The organism is Erwinia sp. Leaf53 (assembly GCF_001422605.1).
GTDB lineage: Bacteria > Pseudomonadota > Gammaproteobacteria > Enterobacterales > Enterobacteriaceae > Erwinia.
The window spans coordinates 282,131-304,805 of record NZ_LMLK01000022.1; the positions used below are offsets into that span (position 1 = coordinate 282,131).

The 22,675-nt window shown below is 59.8% G+C and carries 20 protein-coding genes and 1 pseudogene; 13 read left to right on the forward strand and 8 right to left on the reverse strand.

Going from position 1 to position 22,675, the window contains the following annotated elements:
- Positions 1-56 precede the first annotated feature (56 nt).
- The 5 genes from ASF13_RS15075 to ASF13_RS15095 form a co-directional block, all read right to left on the reverse strand.
- Complete coding sequence (locus ASF13_RS15075) at positions 57-1,121, reverse strand: alpha/beta fold hydrolase (protein ID WP_056237789.1); 1,065 nt, start codon at positions 1,119-1,121, stop codon at positions 57-59.
- Between the two features lie 245 nt (positions 1,122-1,366).
- Complete coding sequence (locus ASF13_RS15080) at positions 1,367-2,140, reverse strand: carboxymuconolactone decarboxylase family protein (RefSeq protein ID WP_056237793.1); 774 nt, start codon at positions 2,138-2,140, stop codon at positions 1,367-1,369.
- On the reverse strand, positions 2,118-2,597 hold the full coding sequence (locus ASF13_RS15085; RefSeq protein ID WP_056237795.1) for a cupin domain-containing protein: 480 nt from the start codon (positions 2,595-2,597) through the stop codon (positions 2,118-2,120). The genes ASF13_RS15080 and ASF13_RS15085 overlap by 23 nt, the downstream gene beginning before the upstream one ends.
- 65 nt (positions 2,598-2,662) lie before the next feature.
- Positions 2,663-4,120, reverse strand: a complete 1,458-nt coding sequence (locus ASF13_RS15090) for a heavy metal sensor histidine kinase (protein ID WP_056238430.1) — start codon at positions 4,118-4,120, stop codon at positions 2,663-2,665.
- A gap of 15 nt (positions 4,121-4,135) precedes the next feature.
- Positions 4,136-4,816: a heavy metal response regulator transcription factor gene (locus tag ASF13_RS15095; protein WP_056237798.1), complete on the reverse strand. Its 681-nt coding sequence runs from the start codon at positions 4,814-4,816 to the stop codon at positions 4,136-4,138.
- Between the two features lie 376 nt (positions 4,817-5,192).
- Here ASF13_RS15095 and ASF13_RS15100 point away from each other — a divergent pair, with 376 nt between their 5' ends.
- Complete coding sequence (locus ASF13_RS15100) at positions 5,193-6,218, forward strand: alpha/beta hydrolase (protein ID WP_233208899.1); 1,026 nt, start codon at positions 5,193-5,195, stop codon at positions 6,216-6,218.
- A 151-nt stretch (positions 6,219-6,369) separates the two neighbouring features.
- Here the strand turns inward: ASF13_RS15100 and ASF13_RS24975 are convergent.
- Positions 6,370-6,708: pseudogene (locus tag ASF13_RS24975) on the reverse strand (Bcr/CflA family drug resistance efflux transporter); the annotation flags it as partial.
- A gap of 316 nt (positions 6,709-7,024) precedes the next feature.
- On the opposite strand from ASF13_RS24975, the gene ASF13_RS15110 reads away from it, so the two are divergent.
- The 11 genes from ASF13_RS15110 (at position 7,025) to ASF13_RS15160 (ending at position 20,126) form a co-directional block, all read left to right on the forward strand.
- On the forward strand, positions 7,025-8,203 hold the full coding sequence (locus ASF13_RS15110) for an FAD-dependent oxidoreductase (protein ID WP_056237808.1): 1,179 nt from the start codon (positions 7,025-7,027) through the stop codon (positions 8,201-8,203).
- A gap of 14 nt (positions 8,204-8,217) precedes the next feature.
- Positions 8,218-9,024 (forward strand): transporter substrate-binding domain-containing protein, encoded by an 807-nt coding sequence (locus ASF13_RS15115; protein ID WP_056237809.1) that lies wholly within the window; start codon positions 8,218-8,220, stop codon positions 9,022-9,024.
- A 91-nt stretch (positions 9,025-9,115) separates the two neighbouring features.
- Entirely contained in the window at positions 9,116-10,048 is a 933-nt protein-coding gene (locus tag ASF13_RS15120) for an amino acid ABC transporter permease (RefSeq protein ID WP_082502361.1), read from the forward strand.
- A 15-nt stretch (positions 10,049-10,063) separates the two neighbouring features.
- The gene (locus ASF13_RS15125) at positions 10,064-10,885 is read left to right on the forward strand and encodes an amino acid ABC transporter ATP-binding protein (RefSeq protein WP_056237812.1); all 822 of its coding nucleotides are present in this window, start codon (positions 10,064-10,066) and stop codon (positions 10,883-10,885) included.
- Positions 10,886-10,906: 21 nt separating this feature from the next.
- Positions 10,907-13,018 (forward strand): hydantoinase/oxoprolinase family protein, encoded by a 2,112-nt coding sequence (locus ASF13_RS15130; protein WP_235515020.1) that lies wholly within the window; start codon positions 10,907-10,909, stop codon positions 13,016-13,018.
- A complete protein-coding gene (locus ASF13_RS15135) occupies positions 13,015-15,042 on the forward strand; it encodes a hydantoinase B/oxoprolinase family protein (protein WP_056237818.1) in 2,028 nt (675 codons plus the stop codon). The genes ASF13_RS15130 and ASF13_RS15135 overlap by 4 nt, the downstream gene beginning before the upstream one ends.
- Positions 15,032-16,114: a PotD/PotF family extracellular solute-binding protein gene (locus ASF13_RS15140; RefSeq protein ID WP_056237821.1), complete on the forward strand. Its 1,083-nt coding sequence runs from the start codon at positions 15,032-15,034 to the stop codon at positions 16,112-16,114. The genes ASF13_RS15135 and ASF13_RS15140 overlap by 11 nt, the downstream gene beginning before the upstream one ends.
- Entirely contained in the window at positions 16,111-17,193 is a 1,083-nt protein-coding gene (locus ASF13_RS15145; protein WP_056237824.1) for an ABC transporter ATP-binding protein, read from the forward strand. Before ASF13_RS15140 ends, ASF13_RS15145 begins: the two co-directional genes overlap by 4 nt.
- On the forward strand, positions 17,193-18,116 hold the full coding sequence (locus ASF13_RS15150; RefSeq protein WP_082502362.1) for an ABC transporter permease: 924 nt from the start codon (positions 17,193-17,195) through the stop codon (positions 18,114-18,116). Before ASF13_RS15145 ends, ASF13_RS15150 begins: the two co-directional genes overlap by 1 nt.
- Complete coding sequence (locus ASF13_RS15155; protein ID WP_056237826.1) at positions 18,106-18,912, forward strand: ABC transporter permease; 807 nt, start codon at positions 18,106-18,108, stop codon at positions 18,910-18,912. The genes ASF13_RS15150 and ASF13_RS15155 overlap by 11 nt, the downstream gene beginning before the upstream one ends.
- 146 nt (positions 18,913-19,058) lie before the next feature.
- On the forward strand, positions 19,059-20,126 hold the full coding sequence (locus tag ASF13_RS15160; RefSeq protein ID WP_056237829.1) for a linear amide C-N hydrolase: 1,068 nt from the start codon (positions 19,059-19,061) through the stop codon (positions 20,124-20,126).
- Between the two features lie 76 nt (positions 20,127-20,202).
- Here the strand turns inward: ASF13_RS15160 and ASF13_RS15165 are convergent, their stop codons facing one another.
- A complete protein-coding gene (locus ASF13_RS15165; RefSeq protein WP_056237833.1) occupies positions 20,203-21,300 on the reverse strand; it encodes an NADH:flavin oxidoreductase in 1,098 nt (365 codons plus the stop codon).
- A 187-nt stretch (positions 21,301-21,487) separates the two neighbouring features.
- On the opposite strand from ASF13_RS15165, the gene ASF13_RS15170 reads away from it, so the two are divergent.
- Positions 21,488-22,357, forward strand: a complete 870-nt coding sequence (locus ASF13_RS15170) for a LysR family transcriptional regulator (protein WP_056237835.1) — start codon at positions 21,488-21,490, stop codon at positions 22,355-22,357.
- On the opposite strand, the gene ASF13_RS24395 is transcribed toward ASF13_RS15170, so the two are convergent.
- Complete coding sequence (locus ASF13_RS24395) at positions 22,329-22,538, reverse strand: hypothetical protein (protein ID WP_146005430.1); 210 nt, start codon at positions 22,536-22,538, stop codon at positions 22,329-22,331. The genes ASF13_RS15170 and ASF13_RS24395 overlap by 29 nt on opposite strands.
- Positions 22,539-22,675 lie beyond the last annotated feature (137 nt).

Here is a 22,675-nt window from a genome sequence, read left to right on the forward strand (position 1 = left end):
ATAAAGATGATGTTTGTATTGAGCCTGCAATAATGAAGGCTCAATACTGGTTCTTCCTATTGCAGGTCTTTTTCCTTCAGGAATTTACTCACCAAATCGGCAATCTGCACATTATTGAGGTCAGAGAACGGAAAGTGGGTATTCCCTCTGATTCCCACTTCAGGCAGATGCGTCACCGTCACATCCCCGCCATGCTTGTTCACCACATCACGCCACTCGCGAGCCATCGCCAGTCTTACGCGCCAGCTGTCCTGCGCGGGCATGGCGACAGGTTTATCCGGTATGTTATCGCCGTAAATAACCAGAATCGGGATTTTGGTCAGTGCCATAAACTGCTCCATCGGAACAGGCTCACCCTTCAGCGTGTCGAACGCGCCTGGCATAGGGGCAGGAAGTTCTTTTTCCGGGAAGACAAAGCTGCTGCCAGGCTCAAAGGCGACAATGGCTTTGACCTTGTCGTTTTTCATCGCCGTGTACCAGCCTGGTCCGCCACCCTGAGAGTGGGTGAAGAGGATCGCCGGGCCGGATTTATCCACTACGGCGGACATTGCATCAGAGATAACATTGATATCAAACGGCCCGGTATTCGGGGTCATCTGACGGAAATACTGGTTCAGCGCTTCTTTGTCGTGAGAGAACTGAACACCTTTAAAATACTCTGGCCACACGCCAACGCGGAACTGGTTGAACCACATCTGTTCATCCGGTTTAGGCGTAACCGTACCTTCTACAGTAGTGCGCCCGGCGCTGCCCCGGCGTGGCTGATCGACAAGATAGGTTGAGAACCCGCGACGCAGGAATATGTTCTGGAAACCTTCGCGACCATCCGGGGTGCTTTCCCAGGTACGGGAGAACTGACCTGCGCCGTGCAGCATGACGATAGGGTATTTATGCGGATTCTCCGGGATTTGGTAGAACACAGACGCATGATCGCCATGGTAGGTTTGGCCAGCAGAGTTCAGCGGCTTTTTCGCGTCAAATGTTCCTGGTGCGGTGATGATAGTGCCACCCGCAGAAAAGCTTCCCTGTTCCTGAATGACCAGCGGCTCGGCATATACCGACTGAGCCATCAGGCCACCCGCCATTACGCAGATGGCCAGCGTTTTTAAGATTGTCTTCAAGATTACATCCTCTGTTATGTTTGCTGTTCAATCATATCTGAGCTGTCAGCGTTAATTATTGAGCACCCCTGATTGCCCTTATCTGGCAGACTCATGAATGCGGACGATTAACTACGTATCGTTTCTAACCAACTGTTTACCTTTTCTGTAGTTCTTCGCTCCTGGTCGCATTCAGGGACCAGCAGTTTTTCCCGGCGCGCAGTTGGGTCGAGTCCGGCAAGGATGTCGTCGCTGTCTCCTTTACCTTAGCCACCGTGAGTATTGTTTGCGAGCGCCTGTTGCAGTGCCTTTTCAGCTCGCGTTGCTGCATCACTTTCGCCATGTTCACGCAGAACCTGTGCCAGCTGGCGCAGCTGCGCTGCCGTCAGGCCGACACGCATGCTGGCTCGCGTATGCGATAACAGCTGGGCTTCAACCCCAGGTGTTGCCGCTAATGCGCCAACCGTTGCCAGCTCGCGGCTTTGCCAGTCGAGGTTATCGCGAGCGAAAATGTCGCCGAACAGATGCGTTTGCAGGAACTGATTAATGACCGGGGCAAAATCAAACAGAGGTCCCTGGACGGGAGCGCCTGAGATTTTCGTCTGGTTTGCGGTGCCGACACGACGAAGCTCATCCCCGACAGGGATTGGGGCGATCGGTTCTTTTCCCTCAACATCCTTGATGCCACGTTGTTTACGTGCACTGGCCACCTTCATGAGTTCATTAAGTGCGTTCAGGCTACGAGGGAAGCCCGTATAGGCATAGAGCTGGACGAGAATCTCTTTGGTTTCATTTATGGTGAGCCCTGCATCAAGCCCCTGATTCAGTGCTGCATTCAGCTTATCCATCTGACTGCTGGCCATCGATGCCGCAATCAACGGGATGGCCTGCTGGCGAACCGACAGCGTATCGGAAACGGTTTGTTCGTGGTTCATTTCTGAGGCTCCTTTATTGGCGGGCGCAGCATTTGCCGAGAGACTAAAACCAAACGTCAGCAGTACCGCTGCCGTTAATGCCTTAATGAGCGTGATATTGTTCATCTGTCACTAACTCCTTCCAGTTAACGCTTTTACCATCCACAATCCCGGTTATCGCCAGATGCGTCATCGCGCTGCCGGGTGCTGCTCCGTGCCAGTGTTTGACGCCCGCCGGGCAAGAGACAACGTCACCCGCGCGGATGACCTGCACCGGCTGGCCTTCCTGTTGGGTGAGTCCAACACCAGAGGTCACAATCAGCCGCTGACCTGCCGGATGCGTATGCCAGGCGGAACGAGCGCCGGGTTCAAAGGTGACATAAGCGCCGGAAACGCTAATTTCGTTATCAGGCTTGAAGAGAGGATCAACCCGGACGCGACCGGTAAAGTTCTCTGCTGGCCCATACACCGCGTTCTGACTTCCTGCGGGTGCGATATGGACAACGGGATTTTGCTCCGCAGCCCAGGATGAAAAGGTGAAGAAGGGCAGTAACAGCCCGAGGTAACGTAAATGTCCGATCATGCAAAGCGTCCTTATCATTGAAGAGGCGGATTGCCTGCGATGATTTTATCGAGAGGGTAATGACGTCAGGCTGACGCCTTCCTGACAATTCTGTCAGTTATCCCGGGTCCCGGCTCAGCGCCGGATTGAGCATTGTCCGCCGCTTTATCCGCTTGTATCGCAAAGGTGAGGCCAAATGTATTGATGCCACCTTCACTACGCGCAAAGACGTCCCCCCTGTGCATAATGGCGACGGCACGCACGATCGACAGGCCCAGCCCATGATGGGTATCACTCCTGGCTCGGGAGGTGTCAACGCGATAGAACCGCTCGAAAAGCCGGTGTAAGTGCTCTGGTGCTATCGAATCGCCCGGGTTTGAAACTTCAACACAAGCCTGATGACCTTTTTCGCTTAACTGCACCGTAACCGTACTTTTGGTCGGTGAATGTCTTGCGCTATTTTCCAGTAAATTAGCCAGTGAGCGGTGGAACAGTCGTCGGTCGATGTGCGCGGTGACGTCGCCCTCCACTTGCAGAGAAAGCTGTTTTTCAGCAAAAGAGGGTTCAACGTACTCCGCTGTTTTCAGGGTTTCTTCCCGCAGGGACACCTGCGTAAGCTGGGAAGCATGTTCACCCGCGTGAGCATGAGACAGGAACAGCATGTCGTTAACGATCGATGTCATACGTTCAAGCTCCTCAAGATTTGAACCCAGTAACTCTTCCAGTTCATCCTGCGAGCGTCGGCGCGAGAGACCCAGTTGCGTCTGGCCGATAAGGTTTGTCAGCGGTGTACGGAGTTCATGCGCAACATCGGCGTTAAAGCTTTCGAGCTGTCGCCAGGCGATTTCCTGACGCGCTAACACGCCGTTAAAGGATGACGCCAGTTGCTGCAGTTCTTCGGGCAAAGCGCGAGTATTCAGGCGCTGGCCATGGTCACCCGGTGCGAGTTGCCGGGCCTGTTTACTGAGAGCCCCAACGGGACGAAGACCGATCCTTGAGATGATGTATCCCAGTAAGGCGACAATCACGATGCCCAGTGCGACAATAATCAACAGTGTACGAGTGAACGCATCGAGTGTGCCCATGTACGGCGTGGAGTCGATGGCAACCACATAGCGAAGCTCAGGCCTTTCTCCGTTCGCGGGGATGGTTTTCACTAACAGGAACAGTGAGCATGTGCCTTCCGATGCGCCGGGCACTTTATTAAAACCCTCCTGTAAAGAAGACCACTGAACACCAACCGGTGGTGTTCCCCCCATGCTGAAGCGCGGGTTATCGCTCACTATCCAGTAGCGAACGCGCTCACCTTCAGAATTGGTTAACACAGTGAATTTATTGGCCAGCAAAGACCAGCCGTCAGCCGAGGTTCGTGCGGTGATCCACGGACTCATTAATGATTCCCGGAACAACAGTTCGTTGTGCATCTGCTTTTGCAAAGAGTCATGCAAGGAGCTTCTGAGCAGGATACCGATAACGGATACAATCAACAGCGCGGATAAGGCAAACATCAGCGCCAGGTGAACGGAGATGGAACGCTCAGGCATGCTTATCCCCTTCATTTATTCGGACCGTACTTCGAGGACATAGCCCATGCCACGAACGGTATGTAGCAGTTTGATATCGAACGGGGCATCCACTTTGGCTCGAAGTCGTTTAATGGCGACTTCAACCACGTTGGCATCGCTGTCAAAATTCATGTCCCATATCTGCTCAGCAATCATCATCTTTGACAGGATCTCCCCCTGATGTCGGGCCAGAAGGCTCAGCAGGGAAAACTCTTTCGCGGTCAGCTCCAGTCGCGTTCCGGTGCGAAATACCCGGCGAGCCAGTAAATCGAGATGCAGATCGTGAATTTGCAGCTGGGTGATATCTGCGCCATCCGTAGCGCGGCGACGCACCAGTGCCTGAATACGTGCCACCAGTTCAATAAGCGAAAAGGGCTTTGGCAGATAATCATCTGCGCCAAGACGAAGACCTTTAACGCGCTCATCGACCGAACCCCGTGCCGAGAGCATCAGCACCGGCGTCTGTTTGGCTGCTCGCACACCCTCAAGTACCCGGTAGCCATCCATCCCCGGCAACATCACATCAAGGATTATCGCGTCGTAGTCGAACTCCAGCGCGTAATGAAGACCTTCAGCGCCATCTGCTGAGACATCTACCGTAAACCCGGATTCACTCAACGCTCGGTTGAGATAGGTTGACGTTTTTTCTTCATCTTCAACTAATAACAGGCGCATAACGGGACTTCCTCACGTGGCGGAGCAGCGAGGCGGCGGCAATACCCGCCCCGGCGGCTAACAGCTTGCGTCGCTCTGGCATTGTTGGGTCATTCTGGCTTTTCATTGATCGCTCATTCTCAGAAAATTGAACATGGATCCTGTTAAACGAGACCATTCTGCCTCCTGATTGCCAACATAAAGCTGACAGTTGCCTGACAGCGTTGTCAGAAACACTAACCGTCCCGGCCCCTTTCCTGACAAAAATGTTATTTCCCTGTCACGATGCTGACAGCCCTCTCTCCCTAATCTGAGCCTGCAAATTTGATTCCGCGAGCCTGCATAACCAGTCTGACACTCATCGGGAGAGACCATGAAATTCACGCTTATCAGTGCAATGCTACTCACGGCAATGGCCGGAGTGACCTCAGTCAATGCGGCTGATTATAAAAAAAATCCATTCACACTGGCCTATGACGATGCCATCACCAGGAACGTCAACGGCAAGGTCAACATTCATCCGGTGAAATACGATCTGCATGGCATCCAGATCGCCGCGAATGTCTATACCCCTGCTAACTACGATCCAGCTAAAAAATACCCTGCCGTGGTGGTCGCACATCCTAATGGTGGCGTAAAAGAACAGGTCGCCGGGTTGTATGCGCAGCGACTTGCCGAACATGGGTACATCACGATTACCGCCGATGCAGCTTATCAGGGGGCTAGCGGTGGTATGCCTCGCAGCGTGGATAAACCGGCTAACCGTATTGAGGATGTTCACGGCATGGCTGACTATATCAGCCAGTATCCTGGTGTAGATACCGCCCGCCTCGGCCTGCTGGGTATTTGCGGAGGTGGCGGGTATTCACTTGTTGCCGCCGGGACGGACAAACGGTTCAAATCGATTGCAACCATCAGTATGTTTAATTCAGGCCTTGTACGCCGCAATGGTATGCAGGATTCACAGCTGGATACTGTCCAGCAGCGTCTTCAGCAGGCTTCTGACGCACGTGCTCAGGAAGCCGCCGGAGGAGAAGTGCTTTACTCCGGCGATGCCAACATGACTGATGAACAGATTGCTAAATTACCTTTTGCCTTGTATCGGCAGGGCTACGAGTACTACTGGAAAACCCACGCCCATCCGAACTCTACGTTCAAATACACCACCAGCAGTCTGCTGGATTTGATGAGTTTTGACGTAACGGACCATATCAATCTCATCAATAAACCGCTGCTGATGATTGCCGGTACAAAAGCCGATACGCTCTATATGACTGAAGATGCGTTCGCGAAAGCCACCGGTACGAAGGACAAAGAACTCTTCCTGATTGATGGTGCTACCCATATCGAGACGTATTGGGTGCCTGAGTACGTTAACAAGGCTTTGCAAAAATTAGACGTCTTCTTTGATAAGAATATTTAATCCGCATCTGTCGATACCCCGATGGGTATCGACTTATCCAGAATTTATCGTTCAGATTAACGGAGTCGGGATGAAAGATAATTACGCCTGATTAATAGCCGCTATGAATGAAATTCATAAAATCATTCGGGCAGGGGATAGTTGTTTTTTACCCGAACAGTCGCGGATCTACGCCGAAGTACGTGATGTACACAAACGGAGAGCCCGTGATAAAGGCGTAGGCTGCAACGTAACAGAACGTCAGGCATAGCGTAACACGCATGTATCTGGCGTTGGTTAGCAAGGCATAGTGGTTGTGAAAGGCTCTGGTTACGGAGGCTTGCGAGCGTTTTTCAGGAGGTAATGTCTCCGCTAACCAGAATAAAGACATCAGCATTAATGTTCCGACAATCGCCAGCAGCCAGAAAATGGCATGCCACGATGTGACTTTAATCATCTGCCCGTCGCCCGTCGCCCGTCGCCCGTCGCCCGTCGCCGGGCCGGCGTGAACTTTCCCCGCCTGCATTACAAAAGGTGAGCTTACCGGTTATCTCCGCAGTTCAGGTTGAATTCGCTCTTTAGCCTTATCTCCCCGCCGTGAGCCCAACTGGTTACCGTTGGGGATTAGAAATTATTTTTAATCTGTCCCTCGCTATTCTCCTGTTTCGCATAAAGATTGCCGGCTTTGTTATTTTACCTGCCCCTCATTCCCTTACAGACTAGCCGCATTCAACGAACGTCCCCGCCGTTACGGCAAAAGCGCCCGCCACTTCCCGGTGGCGCGTTTATGCCTGCGCAACGGTGAATCAACGAAGGGTTGGCTTGTGATGGAAAGCGGTCAGAGTAAAAAACGCATTGCCGTGATCGGCCTTGGCGCGATGGGGTGCGCCGCACTGCTGGCGCTGGCCCGTCAGGGACACCAGGCTGAAGGCTTCGAACAGTTTCGGGTGGGTAACGATGTCGGGGCGTCCGGCGGCCGCACGCGTCAGCATCGCCTGATTTACGGCGAAGGCAGCGCTTATACGTCGCTGCTGCTGCGGGCGCAGGCGCTGTGGCAGCAGCTGGAACGGGAGCAGCAGACGCAGCTGTACTGGCCGGGCGGTTTCCTGACCGTCGGCACGCCGGACAGCCCGTGGTTTCAGGCGGTGGAGCGTTCCGCCCTGCAGCAGCAGTTACCCGTTGAACGGCTGAGCCGCGAACAGCTGCGACAGCGCTATCCGCGGCTGAATATCGACGCCGACGAGCAGGGGCTATTCGACCCGGCCGGCGGCATCCTGCTCACGCACGAGCTGCTGCTGGCCAGCGTGGCGCAGGCCATTACGCTGGGCGCACGCGTCCATGAAGCGGCCAGCGTCACGGCGATTCACGCCGCGCCGCAGGGCCCGCTGTTAACCATCAACGGCGAGGAGCGCCAGTTTGATGAGGTGGTGGTGGCGGCCGGTGCATGGAGTAAAACCCTGCTGCCCGGCCTGCCCGTGGCGTCGCGCCGGCTGGGCAAAAGTTTTCACCTCGGCCGTGAAAGCGGCTTCGATACCACCCGCTTTCCGCCAACCATGCGCGTCACCGCCGGAAGGCCGATGTGGAACACCCAGCCGATGCCGGACGGCAAAACCTTTAAGTTCTTTGTCGGCGACGCGGAGATTGATGAGCAAAAGGATCCGCAGATCGTTGCCACCGAGGCCAGCAGCGCGCTGACCGGCACGCTGTACCAGCGTCTGGACCGGCAGATGGGCGAGGCGGTTAACGGCGCGCACCCGGCGATTATCGGCGGCGGCACCTGGCCGGAAGCCTACACCTTCGACCAGGCCCCGCTGCTGGGAGAGCTGCGCGCCCACCCGCACGTCTGGGTTGCCGCCGGGCTCTCCGGCCACGGCTTCAAGCTGGCCCCGGCGCTGGGCGAACTGCTGGCGCAGGCGATCGACCACCGCGTCGATCTCGACCGGCAGTGGGCCATTTTTTCTCCCGCACGACGTTTTGCCGAACCTACGGCCTCTTACTCACGTTAACACCAGGATCGTCCATGAACAAAACGCTTACCGGCCTGTTACTGGCCTCTTTCAGCACCCTGGCCGCCGCGGCCGACGCGCCTTCACCGCTGGCGGGTAAGACCCTGCACGGCATTATGCAGAACGACTATGAACCGATCGCCTTTGTTGACGAGCAGGGGCATAACAGCGGCTATTTTTATGAGCTGGTGGCCGTGGCCGCCAGAAAACTCAACGCCACGCTGGAGGTGAAAAACGGCACCTTTGACACCTTTATCCCCGGCTTACAGAGCCAGCGTTTTGACGTCGCGCTGGGCACCGACGCCACGGTGCCGCGTCAGCAGGTGGTGGATGTTGTGCCGCTGATAGCCGCCGGCTACTCGTTTATCACCCGCGCCAGCGGGCCGGTGACGCTGGCAGACAGCCTGGATGCGCTGTGCGGCCACTCGGTGGCGGCGCTGGCCGGGCAGTCCACCATTGACGCGCTGAACGCCCAGGCCAGCCGCTGCCAGCAGCAGGGAAAACCGGCGCTGCGCGTGGCGATTTTCCCTTCACGCTCCGCCGCATGGCTGGCGGTGAAGAGCGGTCAGGCCGAGCTGACGCCGGTGTATACCGGCGAAGCGGGCTGGATCACTAAAAAAGATCCGGACTGGCGCGTCACCGGGCCGGTGTTTGACAGCGGTCAGTCCGGCTTTGCGGTCAGCAAAACCAGCGGTCACGCGCAGGCCTGGGCCGGCGCGATTAACGCGCTGATCGCCGACGGCACCTATCTGCAGATCCTCAGCAGGTACGGCGTGCAGTCCGTGGCGCTGAAAGAATCGCAGGTAAATCCGGCACGCTGATCCGCAGGGAGACGACGTCAGCGCGCGGCGCGCGCCGTCTCCCTTTTTTATTCTCTTCGCGTGCGGATAACGCCGTAATACCGGGTGACTGATGAGTGATACAGAGCTGAGCGGGCCGACGGACGGGGCGGGGCGGGTCAGCGGGCAGCAGCGCAGCGTGCCGTTGTCCGTGACCGACGCGATCGGTGACATTGAACGGCGGCAGGGCATACGTCCGCAGAGCCAGCGTAAGCGGATCCTTTCTGCGCTGCTACTGCTGCTGTTTATGCTGTGGTTTGTGCGCGCGTCGGCCGCCAACCCGGCGTTTGACTGGCCGCTGGTCGGGCAGTATCTCTTCAACCCGCGGATCCTGCAGGGGCTGTGGACCACGCTGTGGCTGACGCTGCTGGTGACGCTGCTCAGCGTGGTACTGGGCCTGGGGATTGCGGTGATGCGGCTGTCCGAAAACCCGGTGCTCTCCTCACTCGCCTGGGGCTACATCTGGCTGTTTCGCGCCACGCCGATGCTGGTGCAGCTGCTGTTCTGGTTCAATATTGGTTATCTGGTGCCGACGTTGACGCTGGGCTGGCCGGGGCTGACGCCGTCAGTGACGCTGCCCACCAACGAATTAATTAACGCGCTGGGTGCCGCGATCCTCGGCCTGACGCTGCACGGTATGGCCTACGCCGCTGAATTTATCCGCGGCGGCCTGCTGGGGGTGCCGCAGGGGCAGCGCGAGGCGGCCACCATGCTCGGGCTGCGCCGGCGGCAAATCTTCCTGAAAATTACCCTGCCGCAGTCGCTGCGCAGCATTATTCCGGCGCTGGGTAACTTCCTGATCGACAACCTGAAAGGCACCTCGATGATCAGCGTGGTGGCGGTTACCGAACTGCTCTACTCCGCGCAGTTAATCTACAACAGCAACTACAAGGTTATTCCCCTGCTGCTGGTCGCCACCTTCTGGTACGTGGTGGTGACCTCGCTGCTGTCAGTTTTACAGTCGTGGAGCGAACGCTACTACGGCCGCAGTTATCACCGTCGCTGAGATTAAGGGTAAATCATGTCCGGAGACTTTAACGATCCTGAGCCGCTGGCGAAACCGCCGGTGGTCAGCGCCCGCCGCCTGCACAAGCGCTACGGCGAGAACGTGGTGCTGGAACATATTGACCTCGACGTGGCTCAGGGGGAAGTGCTGTGCCTGATCGGCCCCTCCGGGTCGGGGAAAAGTACCCTGCTGCGCCTGATGGCGACGCTGGAGCAGGCGGATGGCGGGCTGGTATTTTTTGGTCACCAGCCGCTGGGGGTGCAGCAGAAAGGTGACCGGTTGTTTCGTGCCGGAGAGAATATTACCCGGCAGCAGCGCGATCGTATCGGTTTTGTCTTTCAGCAGTTTAACCTGTTCCCCCATTTAACGGTGGTGGACAACATCAGTCTGGCGCCGCGCCTGCAGGGGCGACATCCTCGCGAAGCAAAGGAGCAGGCGCTGGCGCTGCTGGCACGCGTCGGCCTCGAACACAAGGCCGATGCCTGGCCCGGCAGCCTCTCCGGCGGCCAGCAGCAGCGCGTCGCCATAGCCCGCGCGCTGGCGCGGGAGCCGGAGCTGATCCTGTTCGACGAACCGACCAGCGCCCTCGATCCTGAGCTGGTCAACGAGGTGCTGGCGGTAATGACCGATCTGGCGGCGAGCGGCATCACCATGGTGATTGCCACGCATGAGATGCAGTTCGCCCGCCAGGTGGCCAGCCACGTTGCCTTCCTCGACAAAGGCCATATCGTGGAGTACGGCCCGCCGGAGCAGGTGCTGGATCGTCCGACCCAGCCGCGCACCCGCGCGTTCTTACAGCAAATTACCGCGCTGACGCCGGAGGGTGCGCATGACTGAGGCGCAGGGAACCTGGATGTTATGGATACTCAGCTGGACAGGAGCGCCGCGATGAACAGCCTTGACGTAACGGGGGTCACCGTCGGCGTGGACGTCGGCGGCACCTTTACCGATTTTGTGCTGTTTGACCCGCAGCGGCGGCGCAGCCTGTACCATAAACAGCCCAGCACCCCCGCCGATCCGGCACAGGCGGTGAGCGACGGGCTGCAGGCCCTGCTGCAAAAAAGCCGTCTGCCGGCCTCCGCGCTGTCGCTGATCCTGCACGGCACCACGCTGGGCCTGAATGCGATTATCCAGCGCCGGGGTGCCCGGGTGGCGATCGCGATCAGCACCGGCTTTCGTGACGTGCTGGAGATTGGTCGGGCGCGCATGCCGTCGTCGTTTGATTTTCACGCTGACCGGGAGGCCGCCTTCCTGCCGCGCCAGCGGGTGCTGGAGATCGACGCCCGCTTCAGCCCGCAGGGTGAGATCCTCAGCTGGCCGACGGAGCAGCAGCTGCAGCAGCTGGCGCAGGCGATCGGCAGACTGGAGGTCAGCGCGGTGGCGCTGGTCACCCTTAACGGTTACACCCGGCCGCAGGCCGAGGCTGAACTGGCGGCGCAGCTGGCCCGGCACCTCGACGGGGTGCCGGTGCTGTCGGCGGCACAGCTGTGGCCGGAAATCCGCGAATATGAACGCACGCTGGTGGCCGGGCTGAACGCTTATATTCAGCCGCTGATGCAGCGCTATTTTGACCGCCTGAGCGCGCTGCTGGCGCAACAGGCGATCGCGGCACCGCTGCTGATCACCGCCTCCAACGGCGGCGTGTTGCCGCTGGACGCCGCACGCGAGCGCCCGATCGACACCCTGCTGTCCGGCCCGGCCGCCGGGGTGACGGCCGCCGCCCGGCTGGCAGAACGCAGCGGCGGCGGCGGTTACGTCTCCTTTGATATGGGCGGCACCAGCAGCGATATTTCGGTGTCTGCCGACGGCGGCGTTGAACGGGTGACGCGCACCGATATCGGCGGCCTGCCGCTGATCCTGCCGGTGGTCGGCGTTTCGGCGCTCGGCGCCGGCGGCGGGTCGATCGTCCACGTTGATGACTACGGCGTGCTGAAGGTCGGGCCGGAGAGCGCCGGGGCCGATCCCGGTCCGGTGGCCTACGGTCGCGGTGGCAGCGCCCCAACCTTAACGGACTGCTACCTGGTGTGCGGTATCTTACCTGCCGACGTCAGGCTGGCGGGCAGCATCCCGTTGGATTTGGCCGCCGCCCGTCAGGCGCTTGCCGCGCTGGCCGCTCGCTGTGGCCTGCACGGCGAACACGCCGCCGAGCAGGTGGCCAGCGGCGCGCTGGCGGTAGCCACTACCCGGATGGCCACCGAACTGAATAAGGAACTGGCGCGGCGTGGGGTGAACGCCGCCGCGCTGACGCTGATCCCGTTTGGCGGAGCCGGACCGACGCACGCCAGCCTGTTTGCCGACGAGGCGGGCATCGATCGCATCCTGGTGCCGCTGCGCCCGGGCACCTTCTGCGCCGAGGGCGCGGTGACCGCCGATATCCGCCGCGACTTTGTCCGTAGCCTGCGGATGGCGGTCACGGCACAGAACTTCAGCTCGCTGCGGGAGGCGGTGCAGGCGTTAGGCCAGCAGGCGCAGGCGTGGTTCGGCCAGCAGGCCGCGGCGCTGAGTAGCGAGGAGTCCACCCTGTTGCAGGCCGATATGCGCTACCGCGGCCAGGCCTATGAACTGACCGTCAGCCTGCCGCAGGCGGACGAACTGACGCTGAACGGCCTGCAGGCCGCGTTTCAGCAGCTGCATAAGCAGCGGTACGGCTTCACCAGCCCGCCGGAGGACATTGAACTGACCACCCTGCGCCTGTCGCTGACCGCCGCGCTGCCACGGCCGCCGGCCGCCCGGTGGCAGCCGCTGCCGGCTGCCGGTACACCCGTGCAGCGGCCGGTGTTTCTCGACCGGCGCTGGCAGCAGGCCAGCGTCTGGCCGCGCCAGCAGATCCAGTTCAGCGACGTCATTAGCGGGCCGGCCATCGTGGAGCAGGAAGATACCACCACGCTGATTATCCGCGGCTGGCAGGGCCGTCTGGATCCGGCGGGCAACCTGATCGTCACCCGTCAGCCGCAGGGAGATACCGCATGAAGCTGGACGCCATAACCCTGGAGATCCTCAACCAGAAGCTGACCGCGCTGACCGAGGAGATGTGCCATATTCTGCAGCACACCGGCCGCACGCTGTACGTCAAAGAGACCGCCGATTTTTGCTGCGCCATCGCCGACCTGCAGGGGCGTTTTTTCGCCTATCCACGCGGCATCGGCGTCTCAGGATTTGTCGGCCTGAACGCGCTGACCGCCATCAACGCGGTCGGCGACCTGCAGCCCGGTGACGTGATCCTCACCAACGATCCCTGGCGTTCGCGCGGGCTGGCGACGCACCTGCCGGACCTGCAGCTGCTGGAGCCGTGGTTTGTCGACGGCGAAATCGTCGCCTGGGGCTGGGCTTTCCTGCACGCCTCCGACGTCGGCGGTCGGGTGCCGAGCAGCATCTCACCGACCAACGGCGATATTTTTCAGGAAGGGCTGCAGATCCCACCGGTGAAGCTGATGCGCGCCGGGCAGCTCAACCAGGACGTGGCGGCGATCCTCGCCGCCAACAGCCGCACGCCGGAGGCCAACGCCGGTGATATTCAGGCGATGCTCGCCGCGCTGAGCGCCGGGCGTCAGCGGCTGCAAAATATCGTCGGCCAGCACGGCGTGCAGAGCGTGCGCCAGGCGCAGCAGGATCTGCAGGAGTACGCCGCTGCGCGGGCGCGTCAGGTGCTACGGCGTGTTCCCGACGGCTGCTATCAGTTTGAGGATTACCTCGATGATGATGCGACGGGCGGCGGCCTGCCGGTGCGCCTGGCGCTGAGCGCCACCTTTAACGACGGCCGCGTACACCTGGACTTCAGCGGCAGCGACGCGCAGGTGGCCGCCGCGATCAACATCCCCAGCCACGGCGAACCCCATGCCTGGCTGACGCTGCGGCTGCTGGCGCTGGTCTGCACGCTGGATAAAACCGTGCCGCTCAACGCCGGCCTGCTCGCACCGGTTACGCTGTTCGCCCCGGCCGGATCGCTGGTCAATCCGCACTATCCGGCGGCGGTCGGCGTGCGCCACGCCACCGCCGTGCGGGTTAACGACCTGCTGAACGGCCTGCTGGGCCAGGCGCTGCCGCAGGTGATGCCGGCGGCCAGCGGCGGCACCATCATTCCTTTTGTGGTGGCGGAAAGCGCGGTCAACGGCCGCGAACAGAACGTGCAGGTGATCGAGCCGATGGTCGGCGGCGGCGGGGCACGCTTCGGGCGCGACGGCATCGACGGGCGTGATAACAGCATCTCCAACCTGGCCAACAATCCGGTGGAGAAGGTGGAAGCCGAAACCGGTATCCACATTCTGCAGTACGCGCTGCGGGAAGACTCCGCCGGGCCCGGACGGTGGCGCGGCGGCATGGGGCAACAGATCCGTATTCGCATCCGCGAGGAGGACACCACGCTGCTGGCGCGCGGCATGGAACGAATGCTGTTTCAGCCGTGGGGTGTTCACGGCGCAGGTCCCGGCCAGCCGGCGCGGCTGACCCTCTATCCTGCCGACGGTGTTGCCCGGCCCCTGGGCAAAATCGACCTGCTCAGCGTTGGCCCCGGCGATGAGCTGCTGCTGCAGACCCCCGGCGGCGGCGGCTGGGGGGATCCGCTGCTGCGCGATCCGCAGGCGGTGGCCGACGATGTCAGTAATCAGCTGCTGAGCAGCGCCGCTGCCGCCGCGCAGTATGGTGTGGTGCTGACCGCCGGGGGCATCGACCACGCCGCCACGGCGGCCCTGCGGCAGGCACCGCGTACGGCTGTTGCATCGTTCGGCAGCGCCCGCGAGCGCTGGCTGGCGGTGTTTACCCCGGCGGTGGTAGGTCGCCTTAATCAGCTGCTTTATACCCGCTCACCGGCCCAGCGCCTGCGCGACAGGCAGTCGGTATTTTCCGCCGCGCTGGCGCTGCTACCCGCCGGGTTTCCGCTGACCGCGCCATCCGACCCCGGACCGGCGCGGCAGGCGTTTACCGCTGCGGTGGTCGCGCTGGAGCAACAACTTTCCCCCGTTACCGATCCCTTACCAGGAGTATTTCATGCGCCCTAAACTGGCCAGTACGTTCGTTCTTTCGGCCCTGATCGGCCTTGTTGTCTCTGCCGCTGCCCATGCAGAGGCCCCCCCGGCATCCACGGACTCCGTGGTGGTGGGCGTTTACGGCGGCGACTGGGAGAAGAATATTCGCGCCTCCGGACTGGAGCAGTACGCGCGGGAGAACAACCTCAAACTGACCGTGGTGCCGGGTGCCGACGCCGAATGGTTTGCCAAACTGCGCGCCGCGAAGGGCCACCGTTCACCGTACGATATCGTGGTTTTCCAGCCTGATACCGTGCAGCGCGCCCAGGCGGCAGGGTTGCTGCAGCCGCTGGACGCGCAGCATATCCCCAACCTGGCTAACCTCTATCAGAGCGTGCAGTCGCGTTTTACCTGGCAGGGCAAAACCTACGCGGCAGCCTTCAGCCTCGGTCAGCTGGGGCTGGCCTACCGTAGCGATCTGGTGAAGACGCCGCCGCGCAGCTGGCTGGATCTGTGGAACCCGGAATATAAGGGCCATGTGGCGATCTCCTCGCCAACCTACGCCGCAGGGCTACAGTTCTTCGCCGGGCTGGCGCATGCGCTGGGCGGCGAACTGAGCAATCCCGCCGACGTGGCGAAGGCCTTCAGCAAACTGGCCGAACTGCGCGGCAACGCGGTGGCCTTCCCGGACAGCCCTGGCGCGATCCAGACCCTGCTGGAGCGCGGCGATGCCTGGGTGGTGCCGTTCTGGGACGGACGGGTATTTGCGCTGAAGCAGCAGGGGCTGAAAATTGACTTTGTTTACCCCTCTGACGGACCGGTGGTGGGCGCGGCGAACTGGGTGATCCCGAAGGGTGCGCCCAACCTGGCCAACGCCTATAAGGTGGTGAATGCGCTCTCCAGCCCGCAGGTGCAGAAGGCCTTCTCTGACCGATCGCTGTACGGCATGACCAACAAGGACGTGGCCTACAGCGACCAGTTAAAAAGCCAGGTCAAAGTGGGTGAAGAGGCTTACAGCAAGCTGATCTGGATCGACTATGCCAGCGCTACGCCGCAGCTGGCTGACTGGACGCGGCGCTGGGGCCAGGCGCTGGGTGCCAAATGAGTGCGCTGGTCATAGACGCGGTAGCGCGCCGCTTTGAACAGCAGCGCGCGCTGGACGGCGTCAGCCTGCGTATCGGGCAGGGAGAGTTTTTCTCCCTGCTCGGCCCGAGCGGCTGTGGCAAAACCACGCTGCTCAATATCATCGCCGGTTTTCTGGCACCGGACAGCGGCCGGGTGTGGCTGGGCGGCGAGGATGTGACCGCGCTGGCACCCTACCGGCGTCATATCGGCATGGTGTTCCAGAATTACGCGCTGTTTCCCCATCTGAGCGTGGCGGAGAACGTGGCCTTTGGCCTGAAGGTGCGCAGGCTGCCGCAGCAGGAACAGCGCGAACGGGTGGACGACGTGCTGAAGCAGGTACGGCTGGAGGGGATGGCGTCCCGGCGGCCGCACCAGCTCTCCGGCGGGCAACAGCAGCGGGTGGCGATTGCCCGTGCGCTGGCGATCCGCCCGCAGGTGCTGCTGCTGGACGAACCCTTATCTAACCTTGATGCGCGCCTGCGCCGCGACATGCAGGACGAACTGCGCGCGCTGCAGCAGCGGGTGGGCATCACCACCGTACTGGTCACCCACGACCAGGAGGAGGCGCTGACCCTCTCCGATCGTATCGGCATTCTTGGCCACGGCCAGCTGCAGCAGGTTGGCACGCCGGCGGAACTCTACCGGCAGCCGCAGAACCGCTTTGTGGCGGAATTTATCGGTGAGGCCAACCTGTTTACGGTCACGCCTGACGCTGGCGGCCAGTGTTACCTGGCGCAACCGCACGATGCGACCACGCCGCTGCGGCTGGCGGCGCAGCAGTTTATCCCGCAAGCCACCCTGCTGATGGTGCGGCCGGAACGGATCCGCCTCTCGGCGTCAGCGCCGGCCAGCGTGGTGAACGCCAGCCCGGCGCAGGTGGTGCGCGTCAGCTTCGCCGGTGCGACCCTGCGGCTGTTATGCCGGCTGCCGGGCGGTGCTGAACTGCAGGTGCAGCCGGCGGAACAGGACTTTGCCGCGCTGCCGGCGGTGGGTCAGACGCTGACGCTGCACTGGCACCCTGACGATGTGATCGTCCTGCCTGCCGGGAAGGTGGCCTGATGCATCGGGAAAAACGGCCGCTGAACGGCGGCGCTGACCCGGCCGGCGTGGGTAAGGTGGCGCTGAACAACAACGCCTTTCCCTGGCTGTTGCTGACGCCGTGCCTGGTGTTTTTGCTGCTGTTTCTGCTGGTGCCGCTGCTGCAGCTGTTTGACCAGAGCCTGACCGCCGTGGACGACCTGCTCGAACCCCAGCCCGGTTACAGTGTCACGCAATATCTTACCGTGTTCGGCGATCCACAGTATCTGTACGCCTTGTGGACCACGCTATGGGTGTCGCTGTTTACCGCCGCCGTTACCGTACTGCTGGCGTGGCCCGCCGCCTGGCTGCTGATTAACACCCGGCGGCGGGGCTGGCGCACGCTGCTGTACGTGATCCTGATCTCCCCGCTGCTGACCAGCGTGGTGATCCGTACCTTTGCGTGGATCGTGCTGCTGGCGCAGAACGGCCTGATCAACGGTTTTCTGCTGTTCACCGGGCTGATCCCGCAGCCGCTGAACCTGCTGTGGAACATGAACGCGGTGGTAATCGCCTATGTGCAGGTGATGCTGCCGTTCGCCGTGCTGCCGCTGGTCACCTCGCTGAACGAAATAGCCCCCTCGCTGCGCCACGCGGCGATGAGCCTCGGTGCCACGCCAGCGCAGACCTTTCGCCGGGTGATCCTGCCGCTGAGCGTACCGGGCATGCTGACCGGTTTTATCATCGTCTTTTCCCTCGCCGCCGGCAGCTACATCACCCCGCTGCTGATCGGCGGCCGCCTGCAGCCGCTGCTGCCGATTGCCATCTATCAACAGGCGATGCAGATCGCCAACCTGCCGCTGGCGGCCGCCCTGTCGCTGACGCTGCTGCTGATGACGCTGGCGGTGGCCGCTATCGCGGGCATCCTTCTGAAACGCTGGGAGAAAAATAATCATGGTCACTGATCGAACGCCGCGCGTACGGCTTCAGCGCTGGCTGCTGACGCTGGCGGGGACAGGCGTTTACGCCTTTCTGGCGCTGCCGGTGCTGGTGATCCTGCTGTCGGCATTCAGCCCACAGCCTTATCCGCAGTTTCCTCCACAGGGTATCTCGCTGCGCTGGTTCCGCGCGCTGCTGGATGACCCAGGCTGGCTTGACTCGCTGAAGGTTAGCGTCGTATTGCTGCTGGTGGTCACGCCGCTGACGGTGCTGATCGGCACCTTCGCCGCGTGGGCGCTGGCGCGGCTGCAGTTTCGCCACCGCGAGGCGCTCCAGGCGTTTATCCTGTCGCCGTTGATGATCCCGCAGGTGGTGCTGGGCATCGCCTTACTCTACGTGCTGACCGCCGCCGGGCTGGCCGGTACGCTGAGTGGCCTGGTTATCGGCCATATGGTGGTCGCGCTACCTTACGTGGTGCGTACGGTCAGCGTCAGCCTGGCGGCGATGGACCGCCGGCTGGAGACGGTGGCGATGAGCCTCGGCGCCGGCCGCTGGTACAGCTTCCGCCACGTAACTCTGCCGCTGATTAAACCGGGGATGCTGGCCGGCGCGGTGTTTGCCGGGGTCACGTCGTTTGGCGAGGTCTCGGTAAGCCTGTTCCTGAGCGCGCCGGAGACCATCACCATCCCGATCCGGGTATTTAACTACGTGGACCAGACCTTTGATCCGACGGTAAACGCTATCTCGGTGATCTTTATTCTGCTGGCGGTGCTGATCCTGTTGGTCATCGAGCGCACCATGGGGCTGGTTAAACTCCTCTGACGGTTTGAAACCGCCAACGTTAACGCCCGCCATCGCGAATAAGGGTTAATCAGGCTAATGATTTACTGATGAGAAAGGGTGCTGTTTCTGTAACAATCTTCTACTCTCTAAGCTGATACCGAACCTGAATCTCAGATGGATACAGAATGATGAACAAAGGAAAACGTTGTTTTTTTTCCACCATTACGGCGGTGGTGCTCTCCGCCGGTCTCACCGTTTCCATCGCCGACGCCTGCACGCGTCTGGTCTATCTGGGTGCCAGTCAGCAGGTGATCACCGCCCGGTCGATGGACTGGAAGGTGGATGTGAATACCAATCTGTGGGTGTTCCCGCGCGGGATGCAGCGCAGCGGCGAGGCGGGTGCGAACTCAATCAAATGGACCTCGAAATACGGCAGCGTCATCGCCTCCGGCTATGATATTTCCACCACGGACGGCATGAATGAAGCGGGGCTGGTGGCCAACGTGCTGTGGCTGGTGGAGTCCTCTTATCCGACTGATGATGACAAAAAACCGGGCCTGACCATTGCGGCCTGGGCACAGTACGCGCTTGATAATTACGCCAGCGTCCAGGAGGCGGTCGATGCGCTGGCGAAAGAGCCGTTCAGCATCGTGACCGACAAGGTACCGGGGGAAGACCGGCTGGCGACGCTGCATCTGTCGCTGTCCGATGCCAGCGGCGACAGCGCGATTATTGAGTATATTGACGGCAAACAGGTGATCCACCACGGCCGCGACTATCAGGTGATGACCAACTCGCCGGTTTTTGAAAAGCAGCTGGCGATGGAGGAGTACTGGAAGCCGATCGGCGGCACCGTGTTCCTGCCCGGCACCAACAGCGCTCCCGATCGTTTTGCGCGCGCCACCTTCTACGTGAACGCCATTCCGAAATCGGAAGATCCGACAGAGGCGATAGCCAGCACCTTCAGCGTGATCCGCAACGTTTCGGTGCCCTACGGCATCTCAACGCCCGGTCAGCCGAATATCTCCTCGACCCGCTGGCGGACGGTGGCCGACCACAAGCGCAAACTCTACTTCTTTGAATCGGCCTTAACGCCCAACGTATTCTGGACCGATCTGAACCGTCTCGATTTCTCCGCGGAGAGCGGCAAGGTGCTGAAGCTTGACCTGGGGCCGAATCAGACCAATACCTTCTCGGGCGAAGCTAATGGCCAGTACCGGGAAGCGAAGCCGTTTAAATTTCTTGGGTTGTAATGCGATGGTGTAAAAGAAATTTAATTACCTGACAGCCCGGTTTACTTCAGCAGCCTGAAAGCTTTACTCATTTTATTCAGGCTGGGATCTCACTGTCTTTGATGTCTGCAATCGGGGCAAGAATGCTACTGTTGAACGCATTCAGCGGCTGATGGTATTTCACCCGGTGAGGCCAGTCATGATTGGCCAGCGCGCCGCGGCCAAGTGCAATCATATCGGCGCCCTCATTCAGGACCTGTACAGCCCGATTCGGATCGTGCAGATTGCCATTAGCAATGATGGTGAGGTCCGGCGCATATTTACGTGCGAGAGCGACCAGCGAAGCGGGATTGCCTTCGAAAGCCGGTTTCCATGCCTCAAACTCTGTAAGGTGCAGGTAATCAATTCCTGAAGCGGCAAGCTGGCTGAAGACCACGCGGGCATCCTCTTCACCCTGTGCCCACTTATGGAAAAAGTCATTTACCTTCCCCTGAGAAATACGGATCCCGACAGGAATTCGTTTGCCAACCCGATTACGAATGGCCTTAATAACCTCCAGACTCAGGGCCAGGCGGGCAGCTGTGTCACCTCCCCATTTATCGGTGCGCTGATTGGTGTCATCGGTCAGAAACTGATCGAGAAGGTATCCGTTTGCGCCATGAATTTCGATGCCATCGAATCCGGCATCCGTCACGGCGCGTGATGCCGCATCGGCGAAGCTCTCAATAATGTCCTGAATTTCGCTCCCCGTAAGCTCACGCGGTACCGGATATTCACCTTCACCCCGGTAAAATGCCATTTGCTTACCCACCGGACGAACGGCTGACGGCCCCACTGTCCCTTCAAGATAGTGATTACCTTGTGACAGTGCGCCTGAATGCTGGATCTGAGCAAAAATTTTGCCGCCCCGCAAATGAACGGCATCAGCGATCGTCTTCCATGCCGCAGCCTGTTTATCATTAACCATTCCGGCCTGGTACGCGTAAGTCTGCGACCATGCCTTATCGATATAGATACCTTCAGTGATTATCAGAGCAAAGCCACCACGCGCGAAGTCATCGTAGTAGGCTCTCATCCGCTCACCGGCAATGCCCTCTTCGGACGCCGTCACTCGGGTCATGGGTGCCACTGCCAGTCGGTTCTGAAACGATACGTCCCCGATGCGGGACGCGCTGAAAAGTAATTCTGAACTCATTTTTACCGTATCCTGAATGCTGAATAGAAAGTAAATTGAATATAATGACAACTGGCAAACGCTTAAACAGGGCAAAATGATAAGCTGGTATATCATTTATCGTTATAATTGCCCGCAAGGTCTGAGACACACCATTTAGTTGTCTTATGCCACTGAAGCAATCTGTTCCGGAGAAATACGGTATTTTATGAATCTTCCTGATGTGCATCTTTTTCTGGTTATTACGGAAACACGCAGTCTGACCCAGGCCGCAAGGCGGCTTGATATTTCGCCAATGGCCGTCTCGCGGCGACTGGCCGCCCTGGAGAAGGATCTCGGAACACGATTGCTACAGCGGACCACGCGCTCTGTTTCCCTGACTCAGGAGGGGCATGAATTTCTGGTGTATGCCCGTGCGCTGGCGGAAGCTGAAGCCGGTGCCAGGGCACTCTTTTCTCCGCAAACTCAGGGTGCGGTAGGTTTACTGAGGGTGACGGCTCCTTCAGGCTTTGGCAGACGAAACATACTTCCCCTTATACCTGACCTGCTGTCAGCCAACCCCGAACTGCGTATTGACCTCCAGCTCACGGAAGATGTGGTGGATATGGTAAACCGGGGAATCGATGTCGCTATACGTATCGCTCCTCTCAGGGACTCAAATCTGATTGCGAAGAAGCTTACCGATAACCCCCGGGTCATCTGCGCCTCACCGGCCTATCTGGCGCAGTACGGGGTGCCGGAGGTACTGAGTGATTTAAGCCTGCATAACTGCCTCAGACTGACGAATGTGCTGCAGTGGACCTTTGAAGGTGAGGGACAGACCACCAGCCTCAGCGTGGATGGGCGCTTCAGTTCAAGTAATGTGGAGGGCGTGCGTGAAATGTGTCTTCAGGGCGTCGGGATCGCACAACTGACCTGGTGGGATGTGAGCCAGGAGGTTAAAGAGGGCAAACTGGTGGAAATCCCGCTCAGGGATGTGTCTCCCCAACAGCTGTCCGTGTGGGCACTTTTACCCACTACCCGTCATCTGCCTCGCCGTGTCAGCATGTTCATTGATGTGTTAAAAAAGTCACTTTAGGAAGCCGATTTTCTATTCCAGCCTGCCAGTCAATCCACACCATCCCCGGTTCACCATTATGTTTTTCATTCAGCCAGGCAAAAGGAGCCTGATCGACCAGGCAGTCTCCGCGGAAAATGACCACGCTGTCCGGATTTTCTCTTTCCAGCAGGGTAAGGGCTTCATCATGCAGTCGAATCAAGTGTTTACGGTAAAGGATGCTCTCTGCTGGTTCGCGTTACTCTGCTGAGAGTTCAGGTATCTCTGCTAACAACGATCAGTTCGCACTTGAAATTGAGCAAGCGCTCAAGCATAGTGCCGGTTCTTGAGCGACTGCTC